Genomic DNA, 23,417 nt, shown 5'->3' with positions numbered 1-23,417 from the left:
GGGAGACACAAGAATGAGCACCTGGAACCCGGGCGGGCAGCCGCCGCACGGCCCGAACGGTCCGCAGCCGTATCCGCCGCAGCCAGGGCCCTATCCGCCCTCGCCCGGGCCGTACGCGCCGCCGGGAGGCGGGTATCCGCCCGGTGGGTATCCGCCCCAGGTGCCGCCGCCCGGGGGTGGCCATCCGCCCCATGTGCCCCACCCCTACATGCCCCACCCGGTGCCCCCGCCGCCGCCCGGCCCCGTCGCGCGGCTGCGGCGGCGGATCGGGCCCATCCACACCGCGCGCCGGGTGTTCAGGCCGTCCCGGCCGGACCTCGTCGAGGACGCGTTCGTCGCCCGCATGCAGAAGATCCGCACGCTGGTGGGACTGGCCGCGGTGGTGTGGGTGTCGGTGAGCTACAAGGTCAGCAGTTCCCTGCGGGACGTCGCCGACGATCGTCTCGACCAGTCGTGGCACAGCGTGCTGGTGCTGTCGGTGACGTTCCCGGTGGTCGTGGGCGTCCTGCTGGCGCTGACCGCACCGTCGGCCCGGCGGGACCTGCTGCGCCGGGCCGCGAAGCCGTTCGGTGCGATGGTGGCCCTGATCGCCGCGGTCTTCGTGTTCCCGCTGATGGTCCTCACCGGCTTCGTCGAGGGGCGGTTCGCCACCAACCCGGCGATGACGGTGGTCACCTGGGTGGTCGTCGTGCTCGTCCTGGTGTGGGTGCTGCCGTTCATCGCCTGGGGCGTCGGCCTGGCGCTGCTGCATGTGTTCCGCACGGCCGACATCCACCAGACCATGCCGCCGCTGCTCGCCATGACACTGGTGTGGGAGATGACGCTGATCGACCTGTTCACCGGGGCGTACGCGGGTGTGCCGGGGCCGGTGCGGGCGGTGTTCATGCTCGGGGCACCGCTGTCGGTGACCGCGGTGGGGCTGTGGGAGCTGCGGCGGCTGCGGGCGCACTACGGCGTCAGCGTGCGCGGGATGCTGGTGCGTTAGCGCCTCCCCGGCCGACGGGCCCCGGCTTCCGCCGCTGCCACGGGCCCGACCGCCGCGGCGCGTTCAGACGGCCTTGTCCGCCTCTCGCGCCGCCTCCTCCAGCCGCTGCCGATGGGCCTCCCACATGGCCCGGTCGCCCGGGGGCATGCTGTCCTTGCCCTGCGTCAGGCCCACCGACCCGTCGATGAGTTCGCGCACGATGTCGGCGTGGCCCGCGTGCCGGCTGGTGTCGGCGATCACGCGCACCAGGAGGTGGTGCAGCGTGGTCTCCCGGCGCTCCTCGGGCCACCAGGGCACGCGACCGGTCGCGTCCAGCGGCAACGCCGCGATCGTGCCGTTCGCGTGCTCCCACGCCCGGCGGTAGAGCCCGGCGATGTCCTCGCGCGACTCGTCGGGGGTGGCCCACATGTCGGCGTTGTCGTCGGCGTCCTGCGTGTACCACCAGGGCGGTGGGTTCTGGTCGAAGTACGGCCGGCCGAAGGTGTCGCCGAAGTATCCGAGCTCCACTCCCGCGGCGTGCTTGACCAGCCCCAGCAGATTGGTGCCGGTCGGTGTCAGGGGGCGCCGGATGTCGTACTCGGAGAGCCCTTCGAGCTTCCACAGCAGGGCGTCACGAGCGTCCTGGAGGTAGCGGAGGAGGTCGGCCTTGGGGTCCGGTGCGGTCATGCGGGCAGTCTGGCACCCGGCACTGACAACGGGGCCGGGCCGAACAAGGGCACTTCCCTCGCCGGGCCGAACGAGGACCGCTTCCCTCGCCGGGAAGGACAGCGGCCGCTTCCCACCCGGCCGCTCAGCCCTCCAGGCCCGTGCTCTCCAGCGCCGCCCGCTTCTTGCGGCCGCGGCCCACCTGGGTGCGCACCGCGCCCATGCTCGCCGCGACGACGAGGGCGATCGCGGCGGCCTCGGCGGTGCTGAGTGCCTGGTCGAGGATGAGGAAGCCGGCCGTCGCGGCGATGGCCGGTTCGAGGCTCATCAGGATCGCGAAGGTGGAGGCGGGCAGGCGGCGCAGGGCGAGGAGTTCGAGGGTGTAGGGCAGCACGGAGGAGAGCAGGGCGACCGCCGCGCCCAGGCCCAGCGTCACCGGGTCGAGCAGCTTCGTCCCCGACTCGGCGATGCCCAGGGGCAGGAACAGCACCGCCCCGACGGCCATGGCCAGGGCCAGCCCGTCCGCCTGCGGGAAGCGGCGGCCCGTACGGGCGCTGAAGACGATGTAGGCAGCCCACATGGCGCCCGCGCCCAGGGCGAAGGCCGCTCCTGTGGGGTCGAGCCCGCTGAAGCCTCCCCCGCCGAGGAGGAACACCCCGGCGAGAGCGAGCGCCGCCCAGACGAGGTTGATCGCGCGGCGGGAGGCGAAGACCGAGAGGGCGAGCGGGCCGAGCACCTCGAGCGTGACCGCGGGGCCCAGTGGGATGCGCGCGACGGCCTGGTAGAAGAGGCCGTTCATCGCGGCCATGGTGATGCCGAAGACGACGACCGTGCCCCAGTCGGTGCGCGAGTGGCCGCGCAGGCGCGGGCGGCAGACCAGGAGCAGCACGACGGCCGCGACCAGCAGGCGCAGGGCGACCACCCCGAGGGCGCCCGCCCTGGGCATCAGCGTCACGGCCAAGGCGCCGCCGAACTGCACGGAGATCCCGCCCGCGAGCACCAGGCCCACGGGCCCGAGGGATCCGAGACGGCCGGGACCACCCGCCGGGGAGGGCGCGGTGGCTGTCGCTGACTGGGGCGTGGTGCTGGCGGGGGTGGTCACGGGCGGTCCTGTGCTCGTCGGCTCCGGGTGCGGGCTGTGTGTACACCGGCCTGCACTCCGCGTACACCCCGATGCACTTGCCAGTCCAGAGTAATGGACTCGGTCAGGTGCGTGAAGCCATTTTGCCGCTGTCTTGGTCGGTGAGACGCCGGAGCCCGCCGGGTGCCCTTCTCAGCGCCGGGCGAGGTAGAGCTGGAACGCCTTGTGGAGCAGCCGGTTGAGCGGGTAGTCCCACTCGCCGAGGTACTCCACGGCCTCGCCGCCGGTACCCACCTTGAAGCGGAGCAGGCCCAGCAGGTGACTGGACTCCTCCAGGGTGTCGGTGATGCCGCGCAGGTCGTAGACGGCGGCGCCGAGTTCGTGCGCGTCGGTCATCATGCGCCACTGCACGGCGCTGCTCGGCTGGACCTCGCGGCGGCGGGCGGTGGAGGCGCCGTAGGAGTACCAGACGTGGTCGCCGACGGTCAGCATGGTGGCCGCGGCGAGCACCTCGCCGTCGTGGTAGGCGAGGTAGAGCCGCATCCGGTCGGGGTGTTCGGCCGTGAGCGCGCTCCACATGCGCTGGAAGTACGGCAGTGGGCGGGGGATGAACCGGTCCCGTTCGGCGGTCTCGCAGTACAGCTCGTGGAAGGCCGGCAGGTCCTCCAGGTCGCCGCGCACGACCTTCACCCCGGCCTTCTCCGCCTTCTTGATGTTGCGGCGCCACTGCTGGTTCAGGCCGTTGTGGACGTCCTCCAGCGACCGGCCCGCGAACGGCACCTGGAAGACGTACCGGGGCTGGCCCGCGGCGAAGCCGTCCTCGCCGGAGGCCTCGGACTGCCGCCAGCCCATGCGGCGCAGACCGTCCGCGACCTGGCCGGCGCGCGGTTCGTACGACGTCGCCTTCACGTCGCGCAGTCGCCGGGCGGCCGGGTCGGCGATCGCCGCCTTGACCGCGTCCGCGCTCCAGCGGCGCACCACGACCGGCGGGCCCATCCGCACGGCGAAGGCGCCGCGTCGTCTCAGGTGCGCGAGCATCGGCTCCAGCAGGCGGTCGAGGCCGGGCTTGTGCCAGTCGAGGAGCGGGCCCTCGGGCAGGTACGCGAGGTAGCGCGGCAGCCCGGGCACCCGGGGGCCGGGCAGGGGGCGCAGCAGCACCAGTCCGGCGCCGACGAGCTGCCCGGCGTCGTCGAACCAGCCGAGGCTCTCCGCCTGCCAGTCGGGCTTCACCTCGCCCCAGGAGGGGACCTGGGTGTGGCTGGCGGAGGGGCGGGCCGTGACGAACGCGAGGTGCTCGTCACGGGTGATCGGCTGGACGCGGACGCTCATGCGCGGGCTCCTTCGAGCAGCGGCCCTCGGCGGGCGGAGACTGGTGCCGCGAGCCTAGGAGCGGCCACGTCCCTCACCCGGCTCAGACACTCGGATCCGCCCGTCCCGTGGCCCGAACGCCTCACGTCCCGTCGTGCCCGGGGTCCCCGTCCAGGGCCTCGGCCAGCACCTCCGCCAGGTGCCTGCCCCGCACGCCCGCCAGCTGCTCCAGTTGGGTGCGGCAGGAATAGCCGTCCGCCAGGACCACCGTGCCGTCCGGGGCGTCCCGTACGGAGGGCAGGAGCTGCTCCTCCGCGCATGCGGCGGACACCTCGTAGTGGCCCCTCTCGAAGCCGAAGTTCCCCGCGAGGCCGCAGCAGCCGCCGCTCAGTTCGCCGGTGAGCAGGGCCGCGTCCCGCAGCCGGCGGTCTGCGGCGTCGCCGAGCACCGCGTGCTGGTGGCAGTGGGTCTGCCCGGTCACCGGGCGGTCGACGCGCGGCGGTGTCCAGCCGGGTGCGTGGCGCTCCAGCGTCTCCGCGAAGGTGAGGACCTTCGCGGAGAGCCGGGCCGCGCGCGGGTCGTCGTGCAGCAGCTCGGGTACGTCCGTGCGCAGGGCGGCGGCGCAGCTCGGCTCCAGGACGACGACCGGGGCGTCGGTCTCCAGGACCGGTTCCATCAGGTCGAGCGTGCGGCGCATGACGGCCCGGGCCCGGTCCAGCTGCCCCGTCGACACGTACGTCAGCCCGCAGCAGACCCGGCCCTGGCCGCGCAGCAGGGACAGCGGGTCGAGGGCGACCGTCCTGCCGTCGCCCACCGGTGGCTTCTCCAGGCGCAGCGTCGGCGGCAACGCCACCCGCAGCCCGGCCGCCTCCAGCACCCGCACGGCGGCCCGCCCCACGCCCGGCGAGAGGTGCTCGGTGAAGGTGTCGGGCCACAGCACGACCAGGTCGCCCTGTGCGGTGGGGCCCTCCGCGGAAGAGCCGGATGCCCTGCGCCCCTCCCACCACCGGCTGAACGTCCGCGTCGCCAGCCGTGGGATCTCCCGCTCGGGCGCGAGACCGCCCAGCCGTTTCGCCGCCCGGGCCAGGGGCGGTAGCGCGGACAGCGCGTTGACCAGCCGTGCCGTGTGCGTACGGGACACCGCGCGCAGCCACACCGGCAACCGTCCCAGGGCGTGGTGCGCGGCGGGCCGGCGCCGGCCCGCGTAGTGCTGGTGCAGGAACTCCGCCTTGTACGTGGCCATGTCGACCCCGACCGGGCAGTCCGACCGGCAGCCTTTGCAGGACAGGCACAGGTCCAAGGCGTCCCGGACCTCCTCCGAGCGCCAGCCGTCCGTCACCACCTCACCGGCGAGCATCTCGTGCAGCAGCCGGGCCCGCCCGCGCGTGGAGTGCTCCTCCGCGCCGGTCGCCCGGAAGGACGGGCACATGACGCCCGAGCCGGACACCGAGGTCGTACGGCACTTGGCGACGCCCACGCAGCGCCGCACCGCCGCCGAGAAGTCGCCGCCGTCCGAGGGGTAGCCGAAGGCCACGTCGACCGGCTCGCGGGGCAGGACGGAAAAGCGCAGGCCGCTGTCCAGGGGCGCGGGGCGGACGAGCATCCCGGGGTTGAGCAGGTCGTCCGGGTCCCACGCGCCCTTGACCCGCTCGAACAGGCCGACCATCTCGGAGCCGTACATCCTCGGCAGCAGCTCCGCCCGTGCCTGCCCGTCCCCGTGCTCCCCGGACAGCGACCCGCCGTGCGCCACCACCAGCTCCGCGAGCTCCTCCGAGAAGCGGCGGAAGCGGGCGACGCCGGGGGCCGTCAGCAGGTCGAAGTCGATCCGGACGTGGATGCAGCCGTCCCCGAAGTGCCCGTACGGCGTGCCGCGCAGCCCGTGCGCCGTCATCAGCGCCCGGAAGTCCCGCAGATACGCCCCGAGCCGGGCGGGCGGCACCGCGCAGTCCTCCCAGCCCGGCCACGCCTCGGTCCCGTCGGGCATGCGCGTCGCCGTACCGCTCGCGTCCTCCCGGATCCGCCACAGCGCCCGCTGCCCGGCCGGGTCGGTGACCACGAGCGCGTCCAGGACGTCGGCGGCCCGCACGATCGCCTCCGCACGCGCGCGTGCCTCCCCCGCCGACTCCCCGCCGGTCTCCACGAACAGCCAGGCCCCGCCCCGCGGCAGTTCGGCCGTGGACGGCACCAGGTCCGCCGCCATGCCCTCCACCGTGAGCGGCCCGAAGGGCAGCAGCCCGGCCGCAGCCTCGGCCGCCGCGCTCTCGTCGGCGTACGCCAGCACGGCCAGCGCACGCGCGCGTGGCGCCTCGACGAGGCGTACGACGGCCTCCGTCAGGACGCCGAGCGTGCCCTCCGAGCCGCAGAAGGAGCGGGCCACGTCGGCGCCGTTCTCCGGCAGCAGGGCGTCCAGCGCGTAACCGGAGATGCGACGGGGCAGCTCCGGGAAGCCGGTGCGCAGCCGGGCGAGTTCCCCCTCGGCCAGTTCTCGCAGTCCGTCCGGTGCCCCGGCCCAGTCCCGCCCGAGCCGCAGCCGCCCGCCCCGCGCGGTGACGACGTCCAGTTCCCGCACGCTGTCCGCGGTCGTGCCCCACGCCACCGAGTGCGAGCCGCACGAGTTGTTGCCGATCATGCCGCCGAGCGTGCAGCGGCTGTGCGTGGACGGGTCGGGCCCGAAGCGCAGCCCGTGCGGGGCGGCGGCCTCCTGGAGCCGGTCCAGCACCAGCCCCGGCTGCACCACGGCCGTGCGCGCCTCGGGGTCCAGGGCGACCAGCCGGTTCATGTGCCGGGTGAAGTCCAGGACGACACCGGTGCCGGTGGCCTGCCCGGCGATGGAGGTGCCTCCGCCGCGGGCGACCACGGGCACGCCTCGCTCCCGGCACACCGCGAGCACCGCCGCGACGTCGTCGGCGTCACGCGGAGCGACCACGCCGACCGGGACCCGCCGGTAGTTGGACGCGTCCATGGTCGTCAGCGCCCGGGACGTGACGTCGAACCCGACCTCGCCCCGGACGACGGCACGCAGCCGTGCTTCGAGATCCGTCATGCGTCCAGGATGCATCCGGTCACTGACGGTGACCCCCTAGCCCTTGACCGCGGAGCTCGCCACGCCCTCGACGAACCAGCGCTGGAAGAACGCGAAGACGATCAGCACGGGCAGCACCAGCAGCACTCCGAAGGCGAGGATCTGGCCCCAGTCCGGCGGCTGCTGGCCCTGGAAGACGCTCATCTCCAGCGGCAGGGGGCGCACGGACGGGTCGGACACCATCAGCACCGGCCACAGGAAGGAGCCCCACTGGATGAGGAAGGTGAGGATCGCGACCGAGGCGAACACCGGCCTGGACATCGGCACGATGATCGCGAAGAAGGTGCGCCAGGGACCCGCCCCGTCCAGCCGGGCCGCCTCCTCGATGCTCGTGGGGATCTTCTTGAAGAACGTGTGGAACTGGTAGATCGCGAAGGCGTTGGCGACGAACGGCAGCGCCTGGATGAGCAGCGTGTTGCGCTGGCCGTTGAACATGTAGAACAGCGGCACCGCCACCGACTCGAACGGGATCAGCATCAGCAGCAGGACCAGGGTGAACACCGCGTTCTGCCCGCGCCACTTCAGCCGTGTCAGCCCGTAGGCCGCCATCGAGTTGACGATCAGCCCGCCCGTCACCACCACGAACGACAGCAGCACCGACACGCCCATGAACTGCCAGAAGTAGCCGGTGCTGTCGGAGTTCAGGCTGTCGAGGACGGCGGTGTAGTTGTCGAAGGAGAGGTGGGTGGGCAGGAAGCCGGACAGGCCGTTCAGGACCTCGTCGGACGGCTTGAGGCTGCCGAGGAAAAGGTAGAGCGCGGGGAGGGCGAAGACGAACGCCAGGACGCTCAGGACGGTGTAGTCGAGGACGCGGCGCACGGGCGTACGGGTCATGGCCATGGGTGGGTCAGTCCTCGTTGTCGGGCCGGACGACGCGGCGCTGGACGATGGTCAGGGCGACGACGATCAGGAAGAACACCACCGTGACGGCCGAGGCCTGGCCGATGTCGTTCTGGTCGAAGGCGGTGGTGACGGCCTGGTACATCACCGTGCGGGTGGCGTCCTCGTCCAGGCCGCCGCCGCGGATGAGGACGTACACCTGGTCGAAGACCCGGAAGGACAGCACCGAGGTCAGCATCGCGACGAACACCAGGGTGCCGCGGATGCCGGGCAGGGTGACGTGCCGGAACTGCTGCCAGCGCGAGGCCCGGTCCAGCTCGGAGGCCTCGTAGAGCTCGCCCGGGATCTGCTGGAGGCCGGCGAGCAGGATGACCATCTGGAAGCCGACGCCCTGCCACACCGACAGCACGATGATCGAGCCCATCGCGGTGAGGCCGTCGCCGAGCCAGTCGAAGGCGCCCCAGTTGCCGAAAGTCACCGTGTCCAGCAGGGAGTTGAGCAGGCCCTGCTCGCTGCGGGCGAGGATCAGCCGCCAGATCACGGCGACCAGCGCCATGGGGAAGACCACCGGCATGAAGAAGAAGGACCGGAACAGGCCGATCGCCTTCAGCTTGCGGTTCAGCAGGATCGCCAGCGCCAGCGCAAGACCCGTCTGGAGCGGTACGACGACGACGGCGAAGGTCAGGTTGTTCAGCAGCGCCCGCAGGAACGGGCCGGACAGGTCGGGGTCGGTGAACAGCCGCCGGTAGTGCTCCACGCCGAAGAAGGCGGGCTCCAGCGGCGAGCCGAGGCGGACGTTGTAGAAGGAGAGCACCACGGCGTAGCCGAACGGGATGCCGACGAAGGCGATCAGCCCGACGACGGCCGGGGCGGACATCAGCAGCCCGTGCAGCCGGTCACGGTTGCCGCGCGCGGGACGCGGGGGCTTGGCGGGGGGTGCGGACGAGACGGCCTGCGCCCGGTCTGGGCCCGCGGCCTGCGCGGATTCCACGGTTTTCACGACAGGGGTCCTCTTCCCGGCGGGGCGGGCCCGGCCGGCACGCGGGCCGCGCTGTCGCGGCGCCACGTCACCGACGGCCCGCCCGGGCCGATGCGTCCTGCGGGTTACGGGATCTCGTAGCCGGCGTTGTCGGTGAAGTCCCGGTCGATGGCCCGGGCGGCCTTCCGCAGGGCTTCCCCGGGGTCGGCGCCGCCGTAGATCGAGTTGAGGGCCGTGTTGAACTTGGCCGTGACGGTGGGGTATCCGGCGGTCACCGGGCGGGTGACGGCGACGCAGGAGGAGGTGATGTCGCTGTCGCCGCACGGCTTGGCCAGCTGGTCGGCGAAGAGCTGGAGCGGGCCGCCCTTCTTGTACAGCTCGCTCTTGGCGAGGGCCGACTTGGTGGCGGGCACCGCGCCGTTTGCCTTCGTCATGGCGCCGACGTTGGTGTCATTCAGCAGGTAGTCCAGGAAGGTTCCGGCGGCCTTGCCGTTCTCGCTGTCGGCGCCGATGCCCCAGGCCCACGAACCCTGGCCGGTCTTGGGACCGCTGCCGAAGTCCGGCAGCGGCAGCACGGCGAGGTCGTCACCGAGGGCCTCGCTGTAGGCGGGGTAGTTCCAGTGGCCGACCCAGCTCAGCGCCACCTTGCCCTTGGCGAAGGCGTTGCCGTCGGTGTTGGGGTCGACGTAGGGCTTCCAGGACTGGAAGGTCTTCATCGCGGAGACGGTCTTCGGGCTGTCGAGGGCGCCCTCGGCCTTGCCGTCCTTCAGCAGGCCGCCGCCGGCCGACCAGACGATCGGGGAGAAGCCGAAGGTTCCCCATTCGGAGGCCAGGCCGTACTGCTCCGAGAGGTCGAGGACCTTGCCGTCGGCGTCCTTGCCCTTCAGCGCCTTCAGGGCCTTGCCGAACTCCTCGGCCGTCCAGGCGTCGTCCACACTCTTCGGGTAGGTCACGCCGGCCGCGTCCAGCAGCTTCTTGTTGGCGTACATGCCGAGCCCGGCGTCGAACATGCCCAGGCCGTAGTGCTTGCCGTCGATCTCGCCCTGCGCCTTGATCGCGTCCGTGACGTTGCCGAGGGTCTTGGCGGAGACGTGGCCGTCGACCGGGGCGAGCTTGCTGTTGTAGACGAAGTTCGCCATCGTCGGGCCGTCGAACTCCAGCACGTCCGGCAGTTCGGAGGCGTCGGTGGCGGTGATGGTCTTCGTGTAGTCCTTCTCCGGTATGAGCTTCAGCTCGGCCTTGACGTCGCTCTGCGAGGAGTTGAAGGACTTCACCGCGTTCTGCAGCGCGGTCGCCTCGCTCGCCTGGCCCTGGTGGGCCCAGACGCTGATGGTGCCCTTTCCGCTGCCCTCCTCGGCGGAGGTGTCGCTGCCGCCGCTCCCGCCGCCACAGGCGGCCAGCGCGGCCAGCGGCAGCAGGGCGAGGGCCGTCAGGCCCGTACGACGGTGTCTTCCGTGGCCGGTGATCATGGTGGTGCCTCCGAGCGGGGTGTGCGGTGGGTGCGCGGACGGTGGGGAGGGGCCGGGGGGAGGAGAGGGAGCCGGGGAGGGGGCGGGTTACCGCTGACGGCCGGTGTGCGGCGGGGCGGTGGTCTCGCGGAGGATGAAGCGGATGGGCATCTCGACGGGGCGCGGCGGCCCGGCGTCCGGCTCGTCGAGCTGCGCGAGCAGCAGCCGGGCCGCCTCCCGGCCCTGGGCCGCGACCGGCTGGGCCACGGTGGTCAGCCCGACCACCTCGGACAGCTCGTGATCGTCGAAGCCGACCACGGACACGTCCTCCGGGACCCGCAGCCGGTGCCGGCGCAGGGCGCGCAGGGCGCCCATCGCCATCTCGTCGGACTGGGCGAACACGGCGGTGGGCGGCTGACGCAGCGCCAGCAGTTCGGTCATGGCCCGCTCACCGCCCTCGACCGTGTAACCGCCGTCCGCCTCCAGGGCGCGGTCGGGCTCGATCCCGGAGTCGGTGAGCACGTCCAGGTAGCCCTGCCGGCGGTCGAGGGGCGTGGTCCAGTGCAGCGGCTCGCTGGCGCCGGAGATCATGCCGATCCGCCGGTGTCCGAGGTTGACCAGGTGCCGTACGGCGCTCTCCGCGCCGCCCCGGTCGTCGATGCCGACCACCGTGAAGCCGGGCCGGGCGCCGCCGACCGTGGTCGCCAGCGGCACGGCCAGGGACCGCAGGGCGGCGGCCTCCTCCGGGTCCGGGATCAGCAGGGACAGCACGGCGTCGACCCGCTTGCGGATCGGCAGCTTGGTGAAGAAGCGCTTGCGGGCCTCGGGTGAGCCGAGGTTGTACAGCAGGACGTCGTAGCCGGCGGCGCTGAAGACCTTCTCGGCGGCGTCCAGCACGGTGCCGAAGAACCAGCGGCCGACGTACGGGACGACGACGCCGATGGTGTAGGTGCGTCCGCTGGCCAGGCTGGAGGCCGAGCGCGAGGCGGTGTAGCCCAGGTCGGCTGCGGCCGCGACGATCCGGGCCCGCATCTCCTCCGACACGCCGGGACGGCCGCGCAGGGCGCGGGACACGGTGGACGCCGAGACTCCGGTGGCCTCGGCGACATCGGTGATGCTGACCGTCACGGGACGCTCCTAGATCGGGTGCACGCCGTGTGCTCGGGGTCGTCCGGAACACATCGGCGTGTGAGGGAGTGACGAGACCGTAAACCCGCTCCTGTGGTTGCGCAAGCGTTTGCGTTCGGATTTACTTCGGCTGATTCTCAGAGGAACTCGCCCCAGCAAGATCACAGCGCACGCGTTTGAGTGCCGCTGTCGGCAGACAGGACCTGTCCATGCGATACGCGCCGCCCGGCCTCTGCGTGAACGACTTCGACCTCCTGCGCCACGCGGACGGCACCTACACCGCACTGCACCTCCAGGGCCCGTGGACGGACGAGTTCGACCACCTGCGCATGGAGACCTCCTACGGCCGGGCCACCTCCACCGACCTGGTCCACTGGGAACCGCAGGGCACGGCCTTCGGCAACGGCCTGCCGGGCCGCTTCGACCAGCAGGCGGTGTGGACCATGCACGCCTTCCCGCACGGCACCGGCATGGCGATGCTCTACACCGCCGTCTCCGGACTCACCCCGGGCGGCTGGCCCCTGCAGTCGGTCGGCCTGGCCCGCTCCGAGCGCACCGACGGCACCGGCTGGCGCCGCCACGGCACCGGGCCGGTCGTCGAGGCGGACGGGCGCTGGTACCGCACGGGCGAACGCATGGGCTGGCGCGACCCCTTCGTCGTACGCGACGACGAGTCCGACGGCTGGGTCATGCTGGTCTGCGCAGCCGACGCCGCCCTGCCGGTCGAGGTCGGCGGGTGCGTCGCCTGGGCGACCTCCGACGACCTGGAGCACTGGACGGTCCACCCGCCGCTCGTCTCCCCCGGCGACGTCGACGAGTTCGAGTGCCCGGTCCTGGAACGCCTCGACGACGGCGGCTGGCTGCTGCTCGGCTCCATCGGCGCCACCCGGGGCTTCGAGGCGTGGACCGCTCCGCGCCTGCGCGGCCCGTGGACCCGCCGCGGCCCGCTCGGCCCGACGGGCGCGTACGCGCCGCGCGTCGTCACCGCCCCCGACGGCTCCCGCGTCGTGCTGCACACCACCCCGCGCCGCGTCGGCCTGACCGACACCGGCGACCGCTGTCGCGGCATGCTCGCCCAGCCCAAGTCCCTCGTCGTACCGCGGGACGCGGCGCCCCGCCTGGAGTGGTGGCCCGGCCTGGACCCCTGGCTCGGCGAGGAGACGTACGACGCCCCTCTGCACGCGGTCGGTGACGTCGACCTCTCAGCACGCACCGAAGTCACCCTGCGCACGCATGTCTCCGACGGGGACCGGCCCGCGCTCACCGTCGCCTGCGACGGCAAGAACCTCCGGGTCACCGGCCCCGACGGCACTCCGCTCGGCGAGACCCTCCTGCCGGAACCCGCGGCCTCACTGCGCATCCTCACCGTCGGGGAGTACGTCGAGGTCTACGCCGACGGCGTCTTCGTCCTCACCACCCTGTGCTACTCCGGCCGCCCCGCACCCTGGACGGCCGTCACCGAGGCCGGGGTCCGGCCCGTCGCCGTGCGCCCCCTCCGGCTGCCGGACCCGCACCGCGACGACGCCTCGGCCGTCTGGCCCGGCCCGGCCCGGCACTGACCCGTCCACTTCCCGTCTCACCCGACGGACGACGTTTCGCCCACGTTTCTGGAAACGGCTACGCTCCCCTGCGTGGCTGAGATCCGGATTCCCTCTGACATCAAGCCCGCGGACGGACGTTTCGGCGCGGGTCCCTCCAAGGTGCGGACGGAGGCGCTGGACGCCCTCGCCGCGACCGGCACCTCTCTCATGGGCACCTCCCACCGTCAGGCTCCCGTCAAGAACCTGGTCGGCCAGGTGCGCGAGGGCATCAGCGAGCTGTTCCAGCTCCCCGACGGCTACGAGGTGATCCTCGGCAACGGCGGCTCGACCGCGTTCTGGGACGTCGCGACGCACGGCCTGATCGAGAACAAGTCGCAGCACCTGAACTTCGGCGAGTTCTCCTCGAAGTTCGCCAAGGCCGCCAAGCTGGCCCCCTGGCTGGCCGAGCCGACCGTCATCGCCTCGGACCCGGGCACCCACCCCGAGGCGGTCGCCGAGGCGGGCGTGGACGTCTACGCGTTCACCCACAACGAGACCTCGACCGGTGTCGCCATGCCGATCAAGCGCGTGGCCGGTGCCGACGAGGGCGCCCTGGTGCTCGTGGACGCCACCTCCGGCGCCGGCGGCCTGCCCGTCGACGTCAGCGAGACCGACGTCTACTACTTCGCCCCGCAGAAGTCCTTCGCCTCCGACGGCGGCCTGTGGATCGGCGTGTTCTCCCCGGCCGCGATCGAGCGCGCGGAGCGCATCCACGCGTCCGGCCGCCACGTCCCGGAGTTCTTCTCGCTGCCGACGGCGATCGACAACTCCCGCAAGAACCAGACGTACAACACCCCGGCGCTGGCCACCCTCTTCCTGCTGAACCAGCAGCTGGAGTGGATCAACGGCCAGGGCGGCCTGGACTGGTCGGTCCGGCGCACCGCCACCTCCGCCCGCACGCTCTACGGCTGGGCCGAGGACATCAAGTACGCCAACCCGTTCGTCACCGACCCGGCCAAGCGCTCGCAGGTCATCGGCACGATCGACTTCACGGACGAGGTCGACGCCGCCGCCGTCGCCAAGGTGCTGCGCGCCAACGGCATCGTCGACACCGAGCCCTACCGCAAGCTCGGCCGCAACCAGCTGCGCGTCGCGATGTTCCCGGCGATCGACCCGGCGGACGTCGAGGCGCTCACGAAGTGCGTCGACTACGTGATCGAGAAGCTCTGACCTTCTCGCACACGACGTGAGTGTCGAGGGCGTCCCGCTCGTGCGGGGCGCCCTCTTCCGCGCTCAAGCCGGCATCGAGCGCGCCACCCGGAACCCCACGTCGTCGATCCGGAACGTCGGATGGCTCCGGCGGCGCACCGAGGCGCGACAGCTCCAGTGCTCGTCGGACCAGCCGCCGCCGCGCAGCACCCGGTAGGTGCCGTAGACCTCGGCGTCGTAGAGGTCCCAGCACCAGTCCCAGACGTTGCCGAGCATGTCGTACAGGCCCCAGGCGTTGGGCAGTCGGCCGCCCACGGGGTGGACGCGGTCGTCCGCGTTGCCGCGGTACCAGGCGATCTCGTCGAGCGGGCCGTAGCGAGGGCCGGTACTGCCGGCGCGGCAGGCGTGTTCCCACTCGGCCTCGGTGGGCAGCCGGTAGCCGTCGGCGGAGGTGTCCCAGTCGGCGCTCCCGGCGCCGGGCCGCTCCTCGTACGCGAGGGTCAGGCCCTCGCGCCGGGACAGGGTGTTGCAGAACCGGATCGCGTCCCACCAGGACACGCCCTCGACGGGCAGCCGGCCGCCCCGGGCCGTGCTCGGGCGCTCACCGGTGACCTGGGCGTACCACTCCTGCGTGACCGGGAACGCCGACATCCGGAACGACGCGACCTCCACCGCCCAACTGCGTTGCGTCCGCCGGTCGGTCAGCGTGACGCGTCCCGCCGGGACGGCCACCATCTCGTCGTCCGCCATGTCATCCCCCATGACCGGACAGCTTAGGAGGGCGCCCGGTGAACATCACCGGACGCCCCCCTGTCGTCCCGTCAGGCCCGGGTCACCGAAACGCTCAGCGTCCGGACCCCAGGATCCCGCGCAGGCTGTCGCCGACCGCCGCGACGGCCGGCTGCGTCGCGCCCGCCGCCTTCTGCGCCGCCGGCTGCGGCTTGGGGTCGGCGGTCTTCTTGCACACCGCGTCCGCCACACCGCTGCCGTGCGGGACCTTGCCGTTGGTGAGGTACGTCGCGAGGTGCTTGTCGAGGCAGGCGTTGCCGCTGAGCGTGATGCCGTGGTTGCCGCCGCCCTGCTCCACGACCAGGCTGGAGCCCTTCAGCAGGCGGTGCATGGTGACGCCGCCCTGGTAGGGCGTGGCCGCGTCGTCCGTCGCCTGGAACAGCAGCACCGGCGGGAGCTTGCTGTTGGCGACGTTCACCGGCTTCAGCGTCTTCGTCGGCCAGAACGCGCACGGCGCGTTGTACCAGGCGTTGTTCCACGCCATGAACGGAGCCTTCTCGTACACCGCCCAGTTGTCCTTGCGCCACTGCTTCCAGTCGCGCGGCCAGGACGCGTCACGGCACTGCACGGCGGTGTAGACGCTGTAGCCGTTGTCACCGGAGGCGTCGATCGCCGCGATGTTGTCGTAGGCCTTGACCAGCGCGGCCGTGTCGTGGTTGTTGACGTACGCCGCGAACGTCTGGGCGAGCGTGGGCCAGTAGGCGTTGTTGTAGCCGCCCGGTATGAAGATGTCCTCCAGCTCGGAGGCGCCCACCTTGCCGCCGGCCGGCTTCTTGGCCAGGGCCGCCCGCATGGCGTACCACTTGGCCTCGATCTTCTTCGGGTTCGTGCCGAGCTTGTACGTGGAGTCGTACGTGGCGATCCACGCCATGAGGGCCTTGTGGCGCTTGTCGAACGCGTAGTCCTGCTGGATGTTGTCGTCGTACCAGACACCGGTCGGGTCGACGATCGAGTCCAGCACGAGGCGCCGCACCCGCTCGGGGAACAGCTTGGCGTAGACGGCGCCGAGGTAGGTGCCGTACGAGTAGCCGAAGTAGTTGATCTTCGACGCGCCGAGGGCCTTGCGGATCGAGTCCATGTCCTTCACGGCGCTGACCGTGTCGATGTACGGCAGGACGTCCGCGTACTTCGTGCCGCAGGCCTTGGCGAAGGCCTTGGCGCGCGCGAGGTTGGCCTTCTCCAGCGCCGGGGTGCTCGGCACGGAGTCGGGGCGCACGGGGTCGAAGTGGCCCGGCTTGCAGTCCAGGGCGGGCTGGCTCTTGCCCACTCCGCGCGGGTCGAAGCCGATGACGTCGTACTGGGCGGCGACGGCCTTGGGCAGGGAGGACGCGACGAACTCGGCCAGCGACAGACCGCTGCCGCCCGGGCCGCCGGGGTTGACGAGCAGCGGGCCCTGGGACTTCGACGCGGTGTGCGGCACGCGGGAGAGAGCCAGCGTGATCTGCTTCCCTCGCGGCTTCGCGTAGTCGAGCGGCACCTTGACCGAGCCGCACTGGAGCGTCGGGGTGTCGTCCGTCCCGCACTTCTTCCAGGTGACCTTCGCCGCGGCGGTCGTCAGGGCCGTGTTCGCGGAGTGTGGCGCGCTGGCGTTGGCGGGGACGGCGGTGAGGGTCCCGGCCAGGACGACCGTGGCGCCGCACAGTACGGCTGCGCTTCTTCTCATGGAGTTCTCTCGCAACGGTGAGGGGGGTCAGGCCCGCGAGTGACGCGGGCCGTGCCGCATCGTCGCGGAAGAGCGCACCGCGTATGTACGAATTCGAGCAAGACTTGACCAAATCGAGGCACAGCCAGCTCTCAGGAAGCCCTTAAAAACGGGGTGTTCCGGCAATTCCGGACACACGTCCCGGCCACGTGGGCCGGACAGTCGGTCAGGCGGGCTGAACCGTCGGTCAGGCGGGCCGGACAGGTGGGGCGCCCGGCGAGCACCGGGCGCCCCACCTCACTCCGTGCTCACGCAGCCGTGCAACTCACGCTCGGCACAGCCCCGCCCCCGGGCGCGCCGCCCAGGCCGAAGCTCGCCGAACCGCCCACCGGCACACTCCCGTTGTGTGCCGCGTTCACCGCCGTGACGGTCGCCCCGCTCTGGGTGTGCGAGGCGTTCCACATGTTCGTGACCTTCTGGGATCCGCTCCAGGTCCAGGTCACCTTCCAGGACTTCAGGGGAACATTCCCCGCGTTGGTCACCTTCACCTCGGCGTTGAAGCCGCCGCCCCAATCGCTGCCGACGGTGTAGGCGGCGGTGCAGGCGGCGTTCCCGCCCCCCGGATCACCGGGGCCGCCCGGACCGGGACCGCCGGCATCGAAGCCCGGGGCCTTGATGGACGCCAGGTACCCGTCCTTCGCCGTGTCGACCGTCTGCCAGTCGTCCTTCAGGATGCCGCCCGTGTCGCCGGAGTTGGGGTTCCAGGACCAGAACGTCCAGTGGAAGCTGTCGGCACCGTACGCCGACGTCGAGCGCAGGTACCGCACCAGCTCGGCCAGCCACTTCTGGTCCACCGACGGCTGGAGGGTCGTACCGAACTCGCCGAGCCACACCGGGGCGATGTTCTGCTTGAAGACGTAGCCCCAGTACTTGTCCCAGATCCCCGGCATGTTGGCGGGGAAGGAGGGGTCCGAGAACCAGGACTGCTGCGCCACCGAGGTCGCGTAGTCGTGCGCCGAGTACACCAGCCGGTTGGCGACGTCCAGCTGAACCGGGTACTGGGCCACACCCGTGAGGTTGCCGCCCCACCAGCCGTTCACGCCGTTGTGCGACTGCACGCCCTCGACCATGATCAGCAGCTCGGGGTTGGCGGACAGCACGGCGTTGCCCGCGCGCTGGGCGGCCAGGCGCCAGTCGCGGGAGGTGTCGCCGCAGCCCCAGCAGGCGGGGTCGTGGGGTTCGTTGTGCAGGTCGATGCCGACCACGGTGGAGTTGCCCTTGTAACGCGTCGCCAGGGCCTTGAGGTTGGTGATCCACGTCGACTCGGGCACCGACGCCGTGTACCAGAGCGCCGACTGGCCCGCCGCGTCCGGGCGGTGCCGGTCCAGGACGATCTTGAGGCCGGACTGCCCGGCGTAGGCGACGATCCTGTCCAGGACCTGGAGGGACGTCAGCCCGCGCAGGTCCGTGTTCTTGCCGTCGGTGTTGATGCTGTCCGGCATGGTGCCGGGCTTGAGGATGTCGTCGCTGTAGGGCATGCGGATGGTGTTGTAGCCCAGCGACTTCATCTGGTCGATCATGCTCTTGTAGTCGCGGGCCCACAGGCCGTGGACGACGTGGTTGGCGGTCTCGAAGCCGAACCAGTTGATGCCGGCGATACGGACGGGCTGTCCGGCCGCGTCCAGGATCTGCCGGCCGCTGGTGTGCCAGTAGCCGCCACCGGCGGCCTCGGCGGCGGCATCGGCCCGTGCCGACTGCACGCCCGCCAGCGGTAACAGGAGCGCCGCGGCGACACACAGCGCTCTGCGCAGAGTGCGGAACATGGGCTGCTTCCTCTCGGGTTCCTCGTGGGTTCCCCGTGGGTTCCTCTCGGGGAGGGGGAAGCACGGCACCCGGAACCGAATGGGAGCGCTCCCATCATGCCGCGCACCTCCCAGAGAACTGACGCAACATGAGCACGTCAAGACTCTGGGAGGTGCGCAACCGCTCGCGACCGTTATCGGCTCAGCTTCTTGAACCGCCGCACGGCCAGCGGCAGGAAGATCACCGTCAGGATCACCGGCCACACTCCGGCCATCAGCAACGCGTGCTGTTCCACCCAGGTGTCGCCGTTGACCGGGTTGCCGAACAGTTCACGGGTCGCCGCCGCCGTGGACGAGATCGGGTTCCAGACCGCCACCCACCCCAGCCAGTCGGGCATCAGCTGCGGAGCGACGAAGATGCTGGAGATCATCGTCAGCGGGAAGGCGACCGCGAACAGGCCGCCCGCCGCCTCCGGGTTGGGCACCAGCAGGCCGAGCCACACGCCGATCCAGATCAGCGCGAACCGCAGCCAGAGCAGCAGCCCGAACGCCCCGAGGAAGCCCATGCCGCCGTCCGGACGCCAGCCCATGGCCAGCGCGGTGAGCATCATGATCGCCAACTCGGCGCAGGCGACGATCAGGTCGGTGACCCCGCGCCCGGCCACCACGGCCGAGGAAGCCATCGGCATGGAGCGGAAGCGGTCGATGACGCCCTTGGTGGAGTCGTAGACCACGACGGTCGCCGTGTTGATGAACCCGAACGCCATGGTCATCACGAACATGCCCGGCATCAGGAAGTCCTTGTAGTCCCCGCCGCCCGGCACCTTCATCGCGCTGCCGAAGACATAGCCGTACATCAGCACGGAGAGGATCGGGAAGCCCAGCTGCCAGGCGATGTTGACCGGCTGGCGCTGGTAGTGGGTCAGGCCGCGGCGGACGATGTTCCAGCAGTCGGCGAGCAGCCAGTACGTGCCGCTCCGCGAGCCCGGAGTGCTCAGGTCGGTGACGCTCATGCCGCGGACTCCTTCTCGGTGCGGTGTCCGGTCAGGCGCAGGAACACGTCGTCGAGGCTCGGCCTGCGCAGCCCGATGTCCTCGACGCGGACGCCCTCGTCCTGGAGGGTCCGTGCGACCTCGGTGAGGGCGGTGACCCGGTCCGTGACCGGCGCCTGCACCCGCAACTCCGTCTCGTCCGCCTCGGGTTCACCGTCCGTGACCCGGGCGACGACCTTCACCACCCGTGGGATCTCGGACCGCTCGGCCACCACGACCTCGATGCGGTCGCCGCCGACCAGGTTCTTCAGGCCGTCCGGGGTGTCGTCGGCGATGGACCGGCCCTGGTCGATGACGGTGATGCGCGAGGCCAGCTTGTCGGCCTCCTCCAGGTACTGGGTGGTCAGCAGCACGGTCGTGCCGCTCGCCACCAACGCCCGGACGGATTCCCAGACTTCACCCCGGCTGCGGGGGTCGAGACCGGTCGTCGGCTCGTCGAGGAAGAGGACGGCCGGGGCGAGGATCATCGACGCGGCGAGGTCGAGGCGGCGCCGCATGCCGCCGCTGTACTTGCCGACGCCCGTGTCGCCGGCGTCGGTCAGGTCGAACTGCTCCAGCAGCTCGGTCGCCCGGAGCCGGGCCCGCTTGCCGCCCAGATGGAAGAGGCGACCGAACATCTCCAGGTTCTGCCGGCCGGTGAGCACCTCGTCGACCGCCGCGTACTGGCCGGTGAGGCCGATCCGGGCCCGCACCTCGCGTGCCTGCCGGGCGATGTCGAGGCCGGCGACCGTCGCGCTGCCCCCGTCCAGCCGGATCAGCGTGGACAGGATGCGGACGGCGGTGGTCTTGCCCGCCCCGTTCGGCCCGAGCAGGCCGTGCACCGTGCCCTCGCGCACCTCCAGGTCGAAGCCGTCGAGGGCGCGTTTCTCGCCGTACCTCTTCTCCAGCGCCTCGGCCCGCACCGCGTATCCGTCCATGCCGTCCCCTCCCGTGCGTCCGCGCCACCTCGGCACCGAACTGAGTACAGCGTACCCGATTACGCGTACGCCGTACCCAGTTTTTGGACGGGCGCCTTAAGCTGGCTCCATGACGAGCGGTACGAGTGGCACGGGCGGTACGGAGACCAGCGGCAGCGGCGACATCGCCCGCACCCTGGAGCTGCTGTGGGAGACCGGCCGCCGCCCCAGCCGGGGCCCCAAACCGACCCTGACGCTGGACCGGATCGTGGAAGCGGCCATCCAGGTGGCGGACACCGAGGGGCTGGAGAAACTCTCCATGCGCCGCGTCGCCGCGGAGCTCGGCACCGGCACCATGTCGCTGTACCGGTACGTGCCCGGCAAGGGCGAGCTGCTCGACCTGATGCTGGACCGGGTGCAGCGCCCCTCCGAGAACCCGGCCGACCTGGGTGAAGGCGGCTGGCGGGCGGCCCTGGAGGCACTGGGCCGTGCCACCCTCGCCCTCTACCGCCGCCACCCCTGGCTGCTCCAGGTCAACCAGACCCGCCCGATCCTCGGCCCGAGCGCCCTCGACGGCATGGAGAAGGTCCTCACCCTGATCCGCCGCCCGATGGGGCTGACCGACCCCGAACTGGTCTCCGTGATCGTCATGATCGACGGATACGTCGTCGGGGCCGCGCGCACGCAGCTGTACCAGCAGGAGGCGGAGCGCCGGACGGGCCTGACGGACGCCGAGTTCTGGCAGGCGCAGGTTCCGGCCCTGGAGAAGGCCATGGCCTCGGGCCGCTACCCGGTGATGGCGTCCCTCTCCGAGGACGCCTTCGGCGCGGAGTTCGACCACTTCGAGTTCGGATTGCAGCGCCTCCTGGACGGGTTGGAGGTGCTGGTGGCCCGCAGGGCCTAGAAGCACCCCGCAGTCACGCCCGGGCCGGGCCGTTGGGGCCGGAGACGGCACCGAGCCGGGCGAGGCCGGCCAGTACGTCGGTGCAGGTCCAGTACTCGACGAACCTGCCGCCGCAGACGCGCAGGATGTCGTGGCCGCTGAACTCGACCGGGGTGCCGGCCGGGGCCGTGGCGTGCTCCAGGCCGCCCGTATAGCGTGCGCGCAGTGTCCAGCGCGCCGCGATCAGGTCGCCCTGGACGATCGGCCCGACATCCACCGTGAGGGCGACGTCGTCGAACACCGCCATGGTCTGCTCGATCTCGGGAAGCAGCCGGGCCGAACCCGTCACCGCCTCCGAGTCACTGCCGTCGGGCCGCGCCTGGTGCACGACGAAGCCGGGATCGAGGATCTCGTCGGCCCGGCTGAAGTCGCCGCGCCACAGCGCGGCCCAGTGGCCGTACAGCTCGCTCATCCGCTCGATGGAGAGGGTGCTCACGATGCGTCCCTTCGAGGAGTAGTATCTGCGTCACGCAGTATCTGCGCAACGCAGTGAATTGAAGGGCGGATGCCGAGTGGTGTCAATCGAGAATCGCGAGGGTCTGCTCGCGGCGGTCACCGTGGCCGCAAGGCGGCAGCACGCCGCGTACACCCTCTTCAACCAGGCCATGGCCGACCGGCTGGGACTGCATCCGACGGATCTGCAGTGCGTGAGCCTGCTCGGCCTCGAACCCGAGCCGCTCACCACGGGCGAGATCGCCGAACTGACCGGTCTCACCTCGGGGTCGGCCACTCGGCTCGTCGACAGGCTGGAGCGGGCGGGGCTGGTCGAGAGGAGGCCCGACGCGCATGACCGCAGAAGGACCCGCGTCTCGCTCACCGCCCGGCGCTCACCGGAGACCGAGGCCGCGTGGGAGGCCCCCGGCAGCGCCTTCGCCGACCTGCTCGCCGAGTTCACCGATGAGGAACTCGCGGTGATCGAGCGCTACTTGCGCCACTCCACCCGGGTGGGATCCGCACAGGCCGCACGGCTGCGTGAGCGGTAGCCCGGGACTCCCTGCCCCGGGCCGGTCTCGCGGAGGGGGGTGCCCACCCCGCCGCGGGGCGCTAGCCCCGCCGCCTCATCCCCCGTACCCCCAGGACGACCACCAGCAGAACACCCGCGACGATCGCGCCCGTCTTGAGATTGCCCGTCAGCCCGTCTCCCCCGCTCTCGGTCGCCGCCGAACTCCCGCTGCCGGAGGAGGAATCGGAGCCTCCGCCACCGGGAGCGTCCTGGGGTTCCACCGGGCTGTCGGCACCCTCGGCGCCGTACATCAGCTTCTTGCCGTCCGCGGTGTACGTGACGGACTCGCCCTGCCCGAGGAACGGCACCCCGAGGCGTTCCTTCTTCTTGATCTTCCCGCCGTTCCAGTCGTACGCGATCGCGCCGAAGTAGCTGCGTACGACGAGGTGTTCGCCGCCCGGGGAGAGCGTGGCGTCGGTGGCCTCCAGGTCGGGGACCGCGGCGACCGGGCGGAAGACGTTCGAGCCGGACGGGGAGAGCTCCGCCGGGCCCTCGAAGAGGTGCCCGCCCTTCTCGTTCTTGTCGACGATGTAGACGCGGCCGGTCTTCGGGTGCACCACGAGGGACTCGGCGTCGCGCGCGCCGTCGGAGTACTTCACGACGTACTGCGTGGCCTTGATCGTCTGGTCGCGCAGGTTCTTCGGCTCGGGCAACCGGTAGATCCAGACGTACGGCCAGGTGCCGCCGAGGTTGTCGCCGATGTCCCCGACGTAGATCTGGTTGTCCGGCCCGATGGAGATGGCCTCGACGTCGCGTGGGCTGCCGACGCCGGACATCGTGATCGTGGCGACCGTCTCGCCCGTCGAGCTGTCGACGGCGTAGAGGTACGCCCCGTCGTCGCTGTCGTTGTGCGTCCAGTAGATGCCGGGGTGCTGCCGCGAGGCCGCCAGGCCGCTGGACTCGGTGATGCGCGGGTCCTTGATCGTGAACTTCTCGTCGCCGTCGGCGGCGGAGGCGGGTACGGCGAGGGCACCCGTGAGGAGGGCCGCGGCGAGAAGGGCGAACGGTCTGCGCATGCCCCAAGCCTGCCATCCGGCTCGGCGGTTCACCGGCGTAACGGATCAC

General features: G+C 71.6%; 20 protein-coding genes. 5 read left to right on the top strand and 15 right to left on the bottom strand.

Features of this window, described 5'->3' with window-relative positions:
* The first annotated feature begins 13 nt into the window (after positions 1 to 13).
* Positions 14 to 985, top strand: coding sequence for a hypothetical protein (locus IE153_RS20110; RefSeq protein ID WP_229829064.1), 972 nt, complete (start codon positions 14 to 16; stop codon positions 983 to 985).
* A 63-nt stretch (positions 986 to 1,048) separates the two neighbouring features.
* Here IE153_RS20110 and IE153_RS20105 read toward each other — a convergent pair whose 3' ends face one another.
* The 8 genes from IE153_RS20105 to IE153_RS20070 form a co-directional block, all read right to left on the bottom strand.
* Positions 1,049 to 1,651: a DinB family protein gene (locus IE153_RS20105; protein WP_189591152.1), complete on the bottom strand. Its 603-nt coding sequence runs from the start codon at positions 1,649 to 1,651 to the stop codon at positions 1,049 to 1,051.
* A 124-nt stretch (positions 1,652 to 1,775) separates the two neighbouring features.
* Entirely contained in the window at positions 1,776 to 2,732 is a 957-nt protein-coding gene (locus IE153_RS20100; protein ID WP_189591151.1) for an EamA family transporter, read from the bottom strand.
* 171 nt (positions 2,733 to 2,903) lie between these two features.
* Positions 2,904 to 4,040 carry a lipid II:glycine glycyltransferase FemX gene (locus IE153_RS20095; RefSeq protein ID WP_189591149.1) on the bottom strand — a complete coding sequence of 379 codons (1,137 nt, stop codon included), beginning with the start codon at positions 4,038 to 4,040 and terminating at the stop codon, positions 2,904 to 2,906.
* 121 nt (positions 4,041 to 4,161) lie between these two features.
* Positions 4,162 to 7,062, bottom strand: coding sequence for an FAD-binding and (Fe-S)-binding domain-containing protein (locus IE153_RS20090; RefSeq protein ID WP_189591145.1), 2,901 nt, complete (start codon positions 7,060 to 7,062; stop codon positions 4,162 to 4,164).
* 36 nt (positions 7,063 to 7,098) lie between these two features.
* The gene (locus IE153_RS20085) at positions 7,099 to 7,941 is read right to left on the bottom strand and encodes a carbohydrate ABC transporter permease (RefSeq protein ID WP_189591144.1); all 843 of its coding nucleotides are present in this window, start codon (positions 7,939 to 7,941) and stop codon (positions 7,099 to 7,101) included.
* Positions 7,942 to 7,948: 7 nt separating this feature from the next.
* Entirely contained in the window at positions 7,949 to 8,941 is a 993-nt protein-coding gene (locus IE153_RS20080) for a carbohydrate ABC transporter permease (protein WP_189591143.1), read from the bottom strand.
* 104 nt (positions 8,942 to 9,045) lie between these two features.
* Positions 9,046 to 10,389 (bottom strand): ABC transporter substrate-binding protein, encoded by a 1,344-nt coding sequence (locus IE153_RS20075; RefSeq protein ID WP_189591142.1) that lies wholly within the window; start codon positions 10,387 to 10,389, stop codon positions 9,046 to 9,048.
* A gap of 87 nt (positions 10,390 to 10,476) precedes the next feature.
* Complete coding sequence (locus tag IE153_RS20070) at positions 10,477 to 11,496, bottom strand: LacI family DNA-binding transcriptional regulator (RefSeq protein ID WP_189591141.1); 1,020 nt, start codon at positions 11,494 to 11,496, stop codon at positions 10,477 to 10,479.
* A 209-nt stretch (positions 11,497 to 11,705) separates the two neighbouring features.
* On the opposite strand from IE153_RS20070, the gene IE153_RS20065 reads away from it, so the two are divergent.
* Positions 11,706 to 13,055 carry a glycoside hydrolase family protein gene (locus IE153_RS20065; RefSeq protein WP_189591140.1) on the top strand — a complete coding sequence of 450 codons (1,350 nt, stop codon included), beginning with the start codon at positions 11,706 to 11,708 and terminating at the stop codon, positions 13,053 to 13,055.
* A 72-nt stretch (positions 13,056 to 13,127) separates the two neighbouring features.
* Positions 13,128 to 14,246 (top strand): phosphoserine transaminase, encoded by a 1,119-nt coding sequence (gene serC / locus IE153_RS20060; RefSeq protein WP_189591139.1) that lies wholly within the window; start codon positions 13,128 to 13,130, stop codon positions 14,244 to 14,246.
* A gap of 63 nt (positions 14,247 to 14,309) precedes the next feature.
* Here the strand turns inward: serC and IE153_RS20055 are convergent, their stop codons facing one another.
* From IE153_RS20055 to IE153_RS20035, 5 genes are all read right to left on the bottom strand, one after another.
* Positions 14,310 to 14,960 carry a formylglycine-generating enzyme family protein gene (locus IE153_RS20055; protein ID WP_189591275.1) on the bottom strand — a complete coding sequence of 217 codons (651 nt, stop codon included), beginning with the start codon at positions 14,958 to 14,960 and terminating at the stop codon, positions 14,310 to 14,312.
* Positions 14,961 to 15,069: 109 nt separating this feature from the next.
* The gene (locus tag IE153_RS20050) at positions 15,070 to 16,677 is read right to left on the bottom strand and encodes an alpha/beta hydrolase (RefSeq protein ID WP_189591138.1); all 1,608 of its coding nucleotides are present in this window, start codon (positions 16,675 to 16,677) and stop codon (positions 15,070 to 15,072) included.
* Between the two features lie 287 nt (positions 16,678 to 16,964).
* On the bottom strand, positions 16,965 to 18,479 hold the full coding sequence (locus tag IE153_RS20045; protein WP_189591137.1) for a cellulase family glycosylhydrolase: 1,515 nt from the start codon (positions 18,477 to 18,479) through the stop codon (positions 16,965 to 16,967).
* Positions 18,480 to 18,652: 173 nt separating this feature from the next.
* Positions 18,653 to 19,471 (bottom strand): ABC transporter permease, encoded by an 819-nt coding sequence (locus tag IE153_RS20040; RefSeq protein WP_189591136.1) that lies wholly within the window; start codon positions 19,469 to 19,471, stop codon positions 18,653 to 18,655.
* The gene (locus tag IE153_RS20035) at positions 19,468 to 20,427 is read right to left on the bottom strand and encodes an ATP-binding cassette domain-containing protein (RefSeq protein WP_189591135.1); all 960 of its coding nucleotides are present in this window, start codon (positions 20,425 to 20,427) and stop codon (positions 19,468 to 19,470) included. The genes IE153_RS20040 and IE153_RS20035 overlap by 4 nt, the downstream gene beginning before the upstream one ends.
* A gap of 109 nt (positions 20,428 to 20,536) precedes the next feature.
* On the opposite strand from IE153_RS20035, the gene IE153_RS20030 reads away from it, so the two are divergent.
* Positions 20,537 to 21,310: a TetR/AcrR family transcriptional regulator gene (locus IE153_RS20030; RefSeq protein ID WP_189591129.1), complete on the top strand. Its 774-nt coding sequence runs from the start codon at positions 20,537 to 20,539 to the stop codon at positions 21,308 to 21,310.
* Between the two features lie 13 nt (positions 21,311 to 21,323).
* On the opposite strand, the gene IE153_RS20025 is transcribed toward IE153_RS20030, so the two are convergent.
* Entirely contained in the window at positions 21,324 to 21,785 is a 462-nt protein-coding gene (locus tag IE153_RS20025) for an ester cyclase (protein WP_229829063.1), read from the bottom strand.
* A 79-nt stretch (positions 21,786 to 21,864) separates the two neighbouring features.
* Here IE153_RS20025 and IE153_RS20020 point away from each other — a divergent pair, with 79 nt between their 5' ends.
* On the top strand, positions 21,865 to 22,332 hold the full coding sequence (locus IE153_RS20020; RefSeq protein WP_189591127.1) for a MarR family winged helix-turn-helix transcriptional regulator: 468 nt from the start codon (positions 21,865 to 21,867) through the stop codon (positions 22,330 to 22,332).
* 61 nt (positions 22,333 to 22,393) lie between these two features.
* Here the strand turns inward: IE153_RS20020 and IE153_RS20015 are convergent, their stop codons facing one another.
* Positions 22,394 to 23,368 carry a WD40 repeat domain-containing protein gene (locus tag IE153_RS20015; RefSeq protein ID WP_189591125.1) on the bottom strand — a complete coding sequence of 325 codons (975 nt, stop codon included), beginning with the start codon at positions 23,366 to 23,368 and terminating at the stop codon, positions 22,394 to 22,396.
* Between the last annotated feature and the right edge of the window lie 49 nt (positions 23,369 to 23,417).

Origin of the sequence: Streptomyces massasporeus, from assembly GCF_014648995.1 — a bacterium.
Classification (GTDB): Bacteria; Actinomycetota; Actinomycetes; order Streptomycetales; family Streptomycetaceae; genus Streptomyces; species Streptomyces massasporeus.
This window is presented reverse-complemented; position numbering and strand designations above follow the sequence as displayed.

Bases quoted from the DNA above. Each gene is read 5' to 3' on its own strand.
- IE153_RS20040 (WP_189591136.1), bottom strand. From the start codon at position 19,471: ATGAGCGTCACCGACCTGAGCACTCCGGGCTCGCGGAGCGGCACGTAC.
- IE153_RS20090 (WP_189591145.1), bottom strand. From the start codon at position 7,062: ATGACGGATCTCGAAGCACGGCTGCGTGCCGTCGTCCGGGGCGAGGTC.
- IE153_RS20065 (WP_189591140.1), top strand. From the start codon at position 11,706: ATGCGATACGCGCCGCCCGGCCTCTGCGTGAACGACTTCGACCTCCTG.
- IE153_RS20055 (WP_189591275.1), bottom strand. From the start codon at position 14,960: ATGGTGGCCGTCCCGGCGGGACGCGTCACGCTGACCGACCGGCGGACG.
- IE153_RS20035 (WP_189591135.1), bottom strand. From the start codon at position 20,427: ATGGACGGATACGCGGTGCGGGCCGAGGCGCTGGAGAAGAGGTACGGC.
- IE153_RS20095 (WP_189591149.1), bottom strand. From the start codon at position 4,040: ATGAGCGTCCGCGTCCAGCCGATCACCCGTGACGAGCACCTCGCGTTC.
- IE153_RS20085 (WP_189591144.1), bottom strand. From the start codon at position 7,941: ATGGCCATGACCCGTACGCCCGTGCGCCGCGTCCTCGACTACACCGTC.
- IE153_RS20050 (WP_189591138.1), bottom strand. From the start codon at position 16,677: ATGAGAAGAAGCGCAGCCGTACTGTGCGGCGCCACGGTCGTCCTGGCC.
- IE153_RS20110 (WP_229829064.1), top strand. From the start codon at position 14: ATGAGCACCTGGAACCCGGGCGGGCAGCCGCCGCACGGCCCGAACGGT.
- IE153_RS20015 (WP_189591125.1), bottom strand. From the start codon at position 23,368: ATGCGCAGACCGTTCGCCCTTCTCGCCGCGGCCCTCCTCACGGGTGCC.
- IE153_RS20075 (WP_189591142.1), bottom strand. From the start codon at position 10,389: ATGATCACCGGCCACGGAAGACACCGTCGTACGGGCCTGACGGCCCTC.
- IE153_RS20030 (WP_189591129.1), top strand. From the start codon at position 20,537: ATGACGAGCGGTACGAGTGGCACGGGCGGTACGGAGACCAGCGGCAGC.
- IE153_RS20105 (WP_189591152.1), bottom strand. From the start codon at position 1,651: ATGACCGCACCGGACCCCAAGGCCGACCTCCTCCGCTACCTCCAGGAC.
- IE153_RS20045 (WP_189591137.1), bottom strand. From the start codon at position 18,479: ATGTTCCGCACTCTGCGCAGAGCGCTGTGTGTCGCCGCGGCGCTCCTG.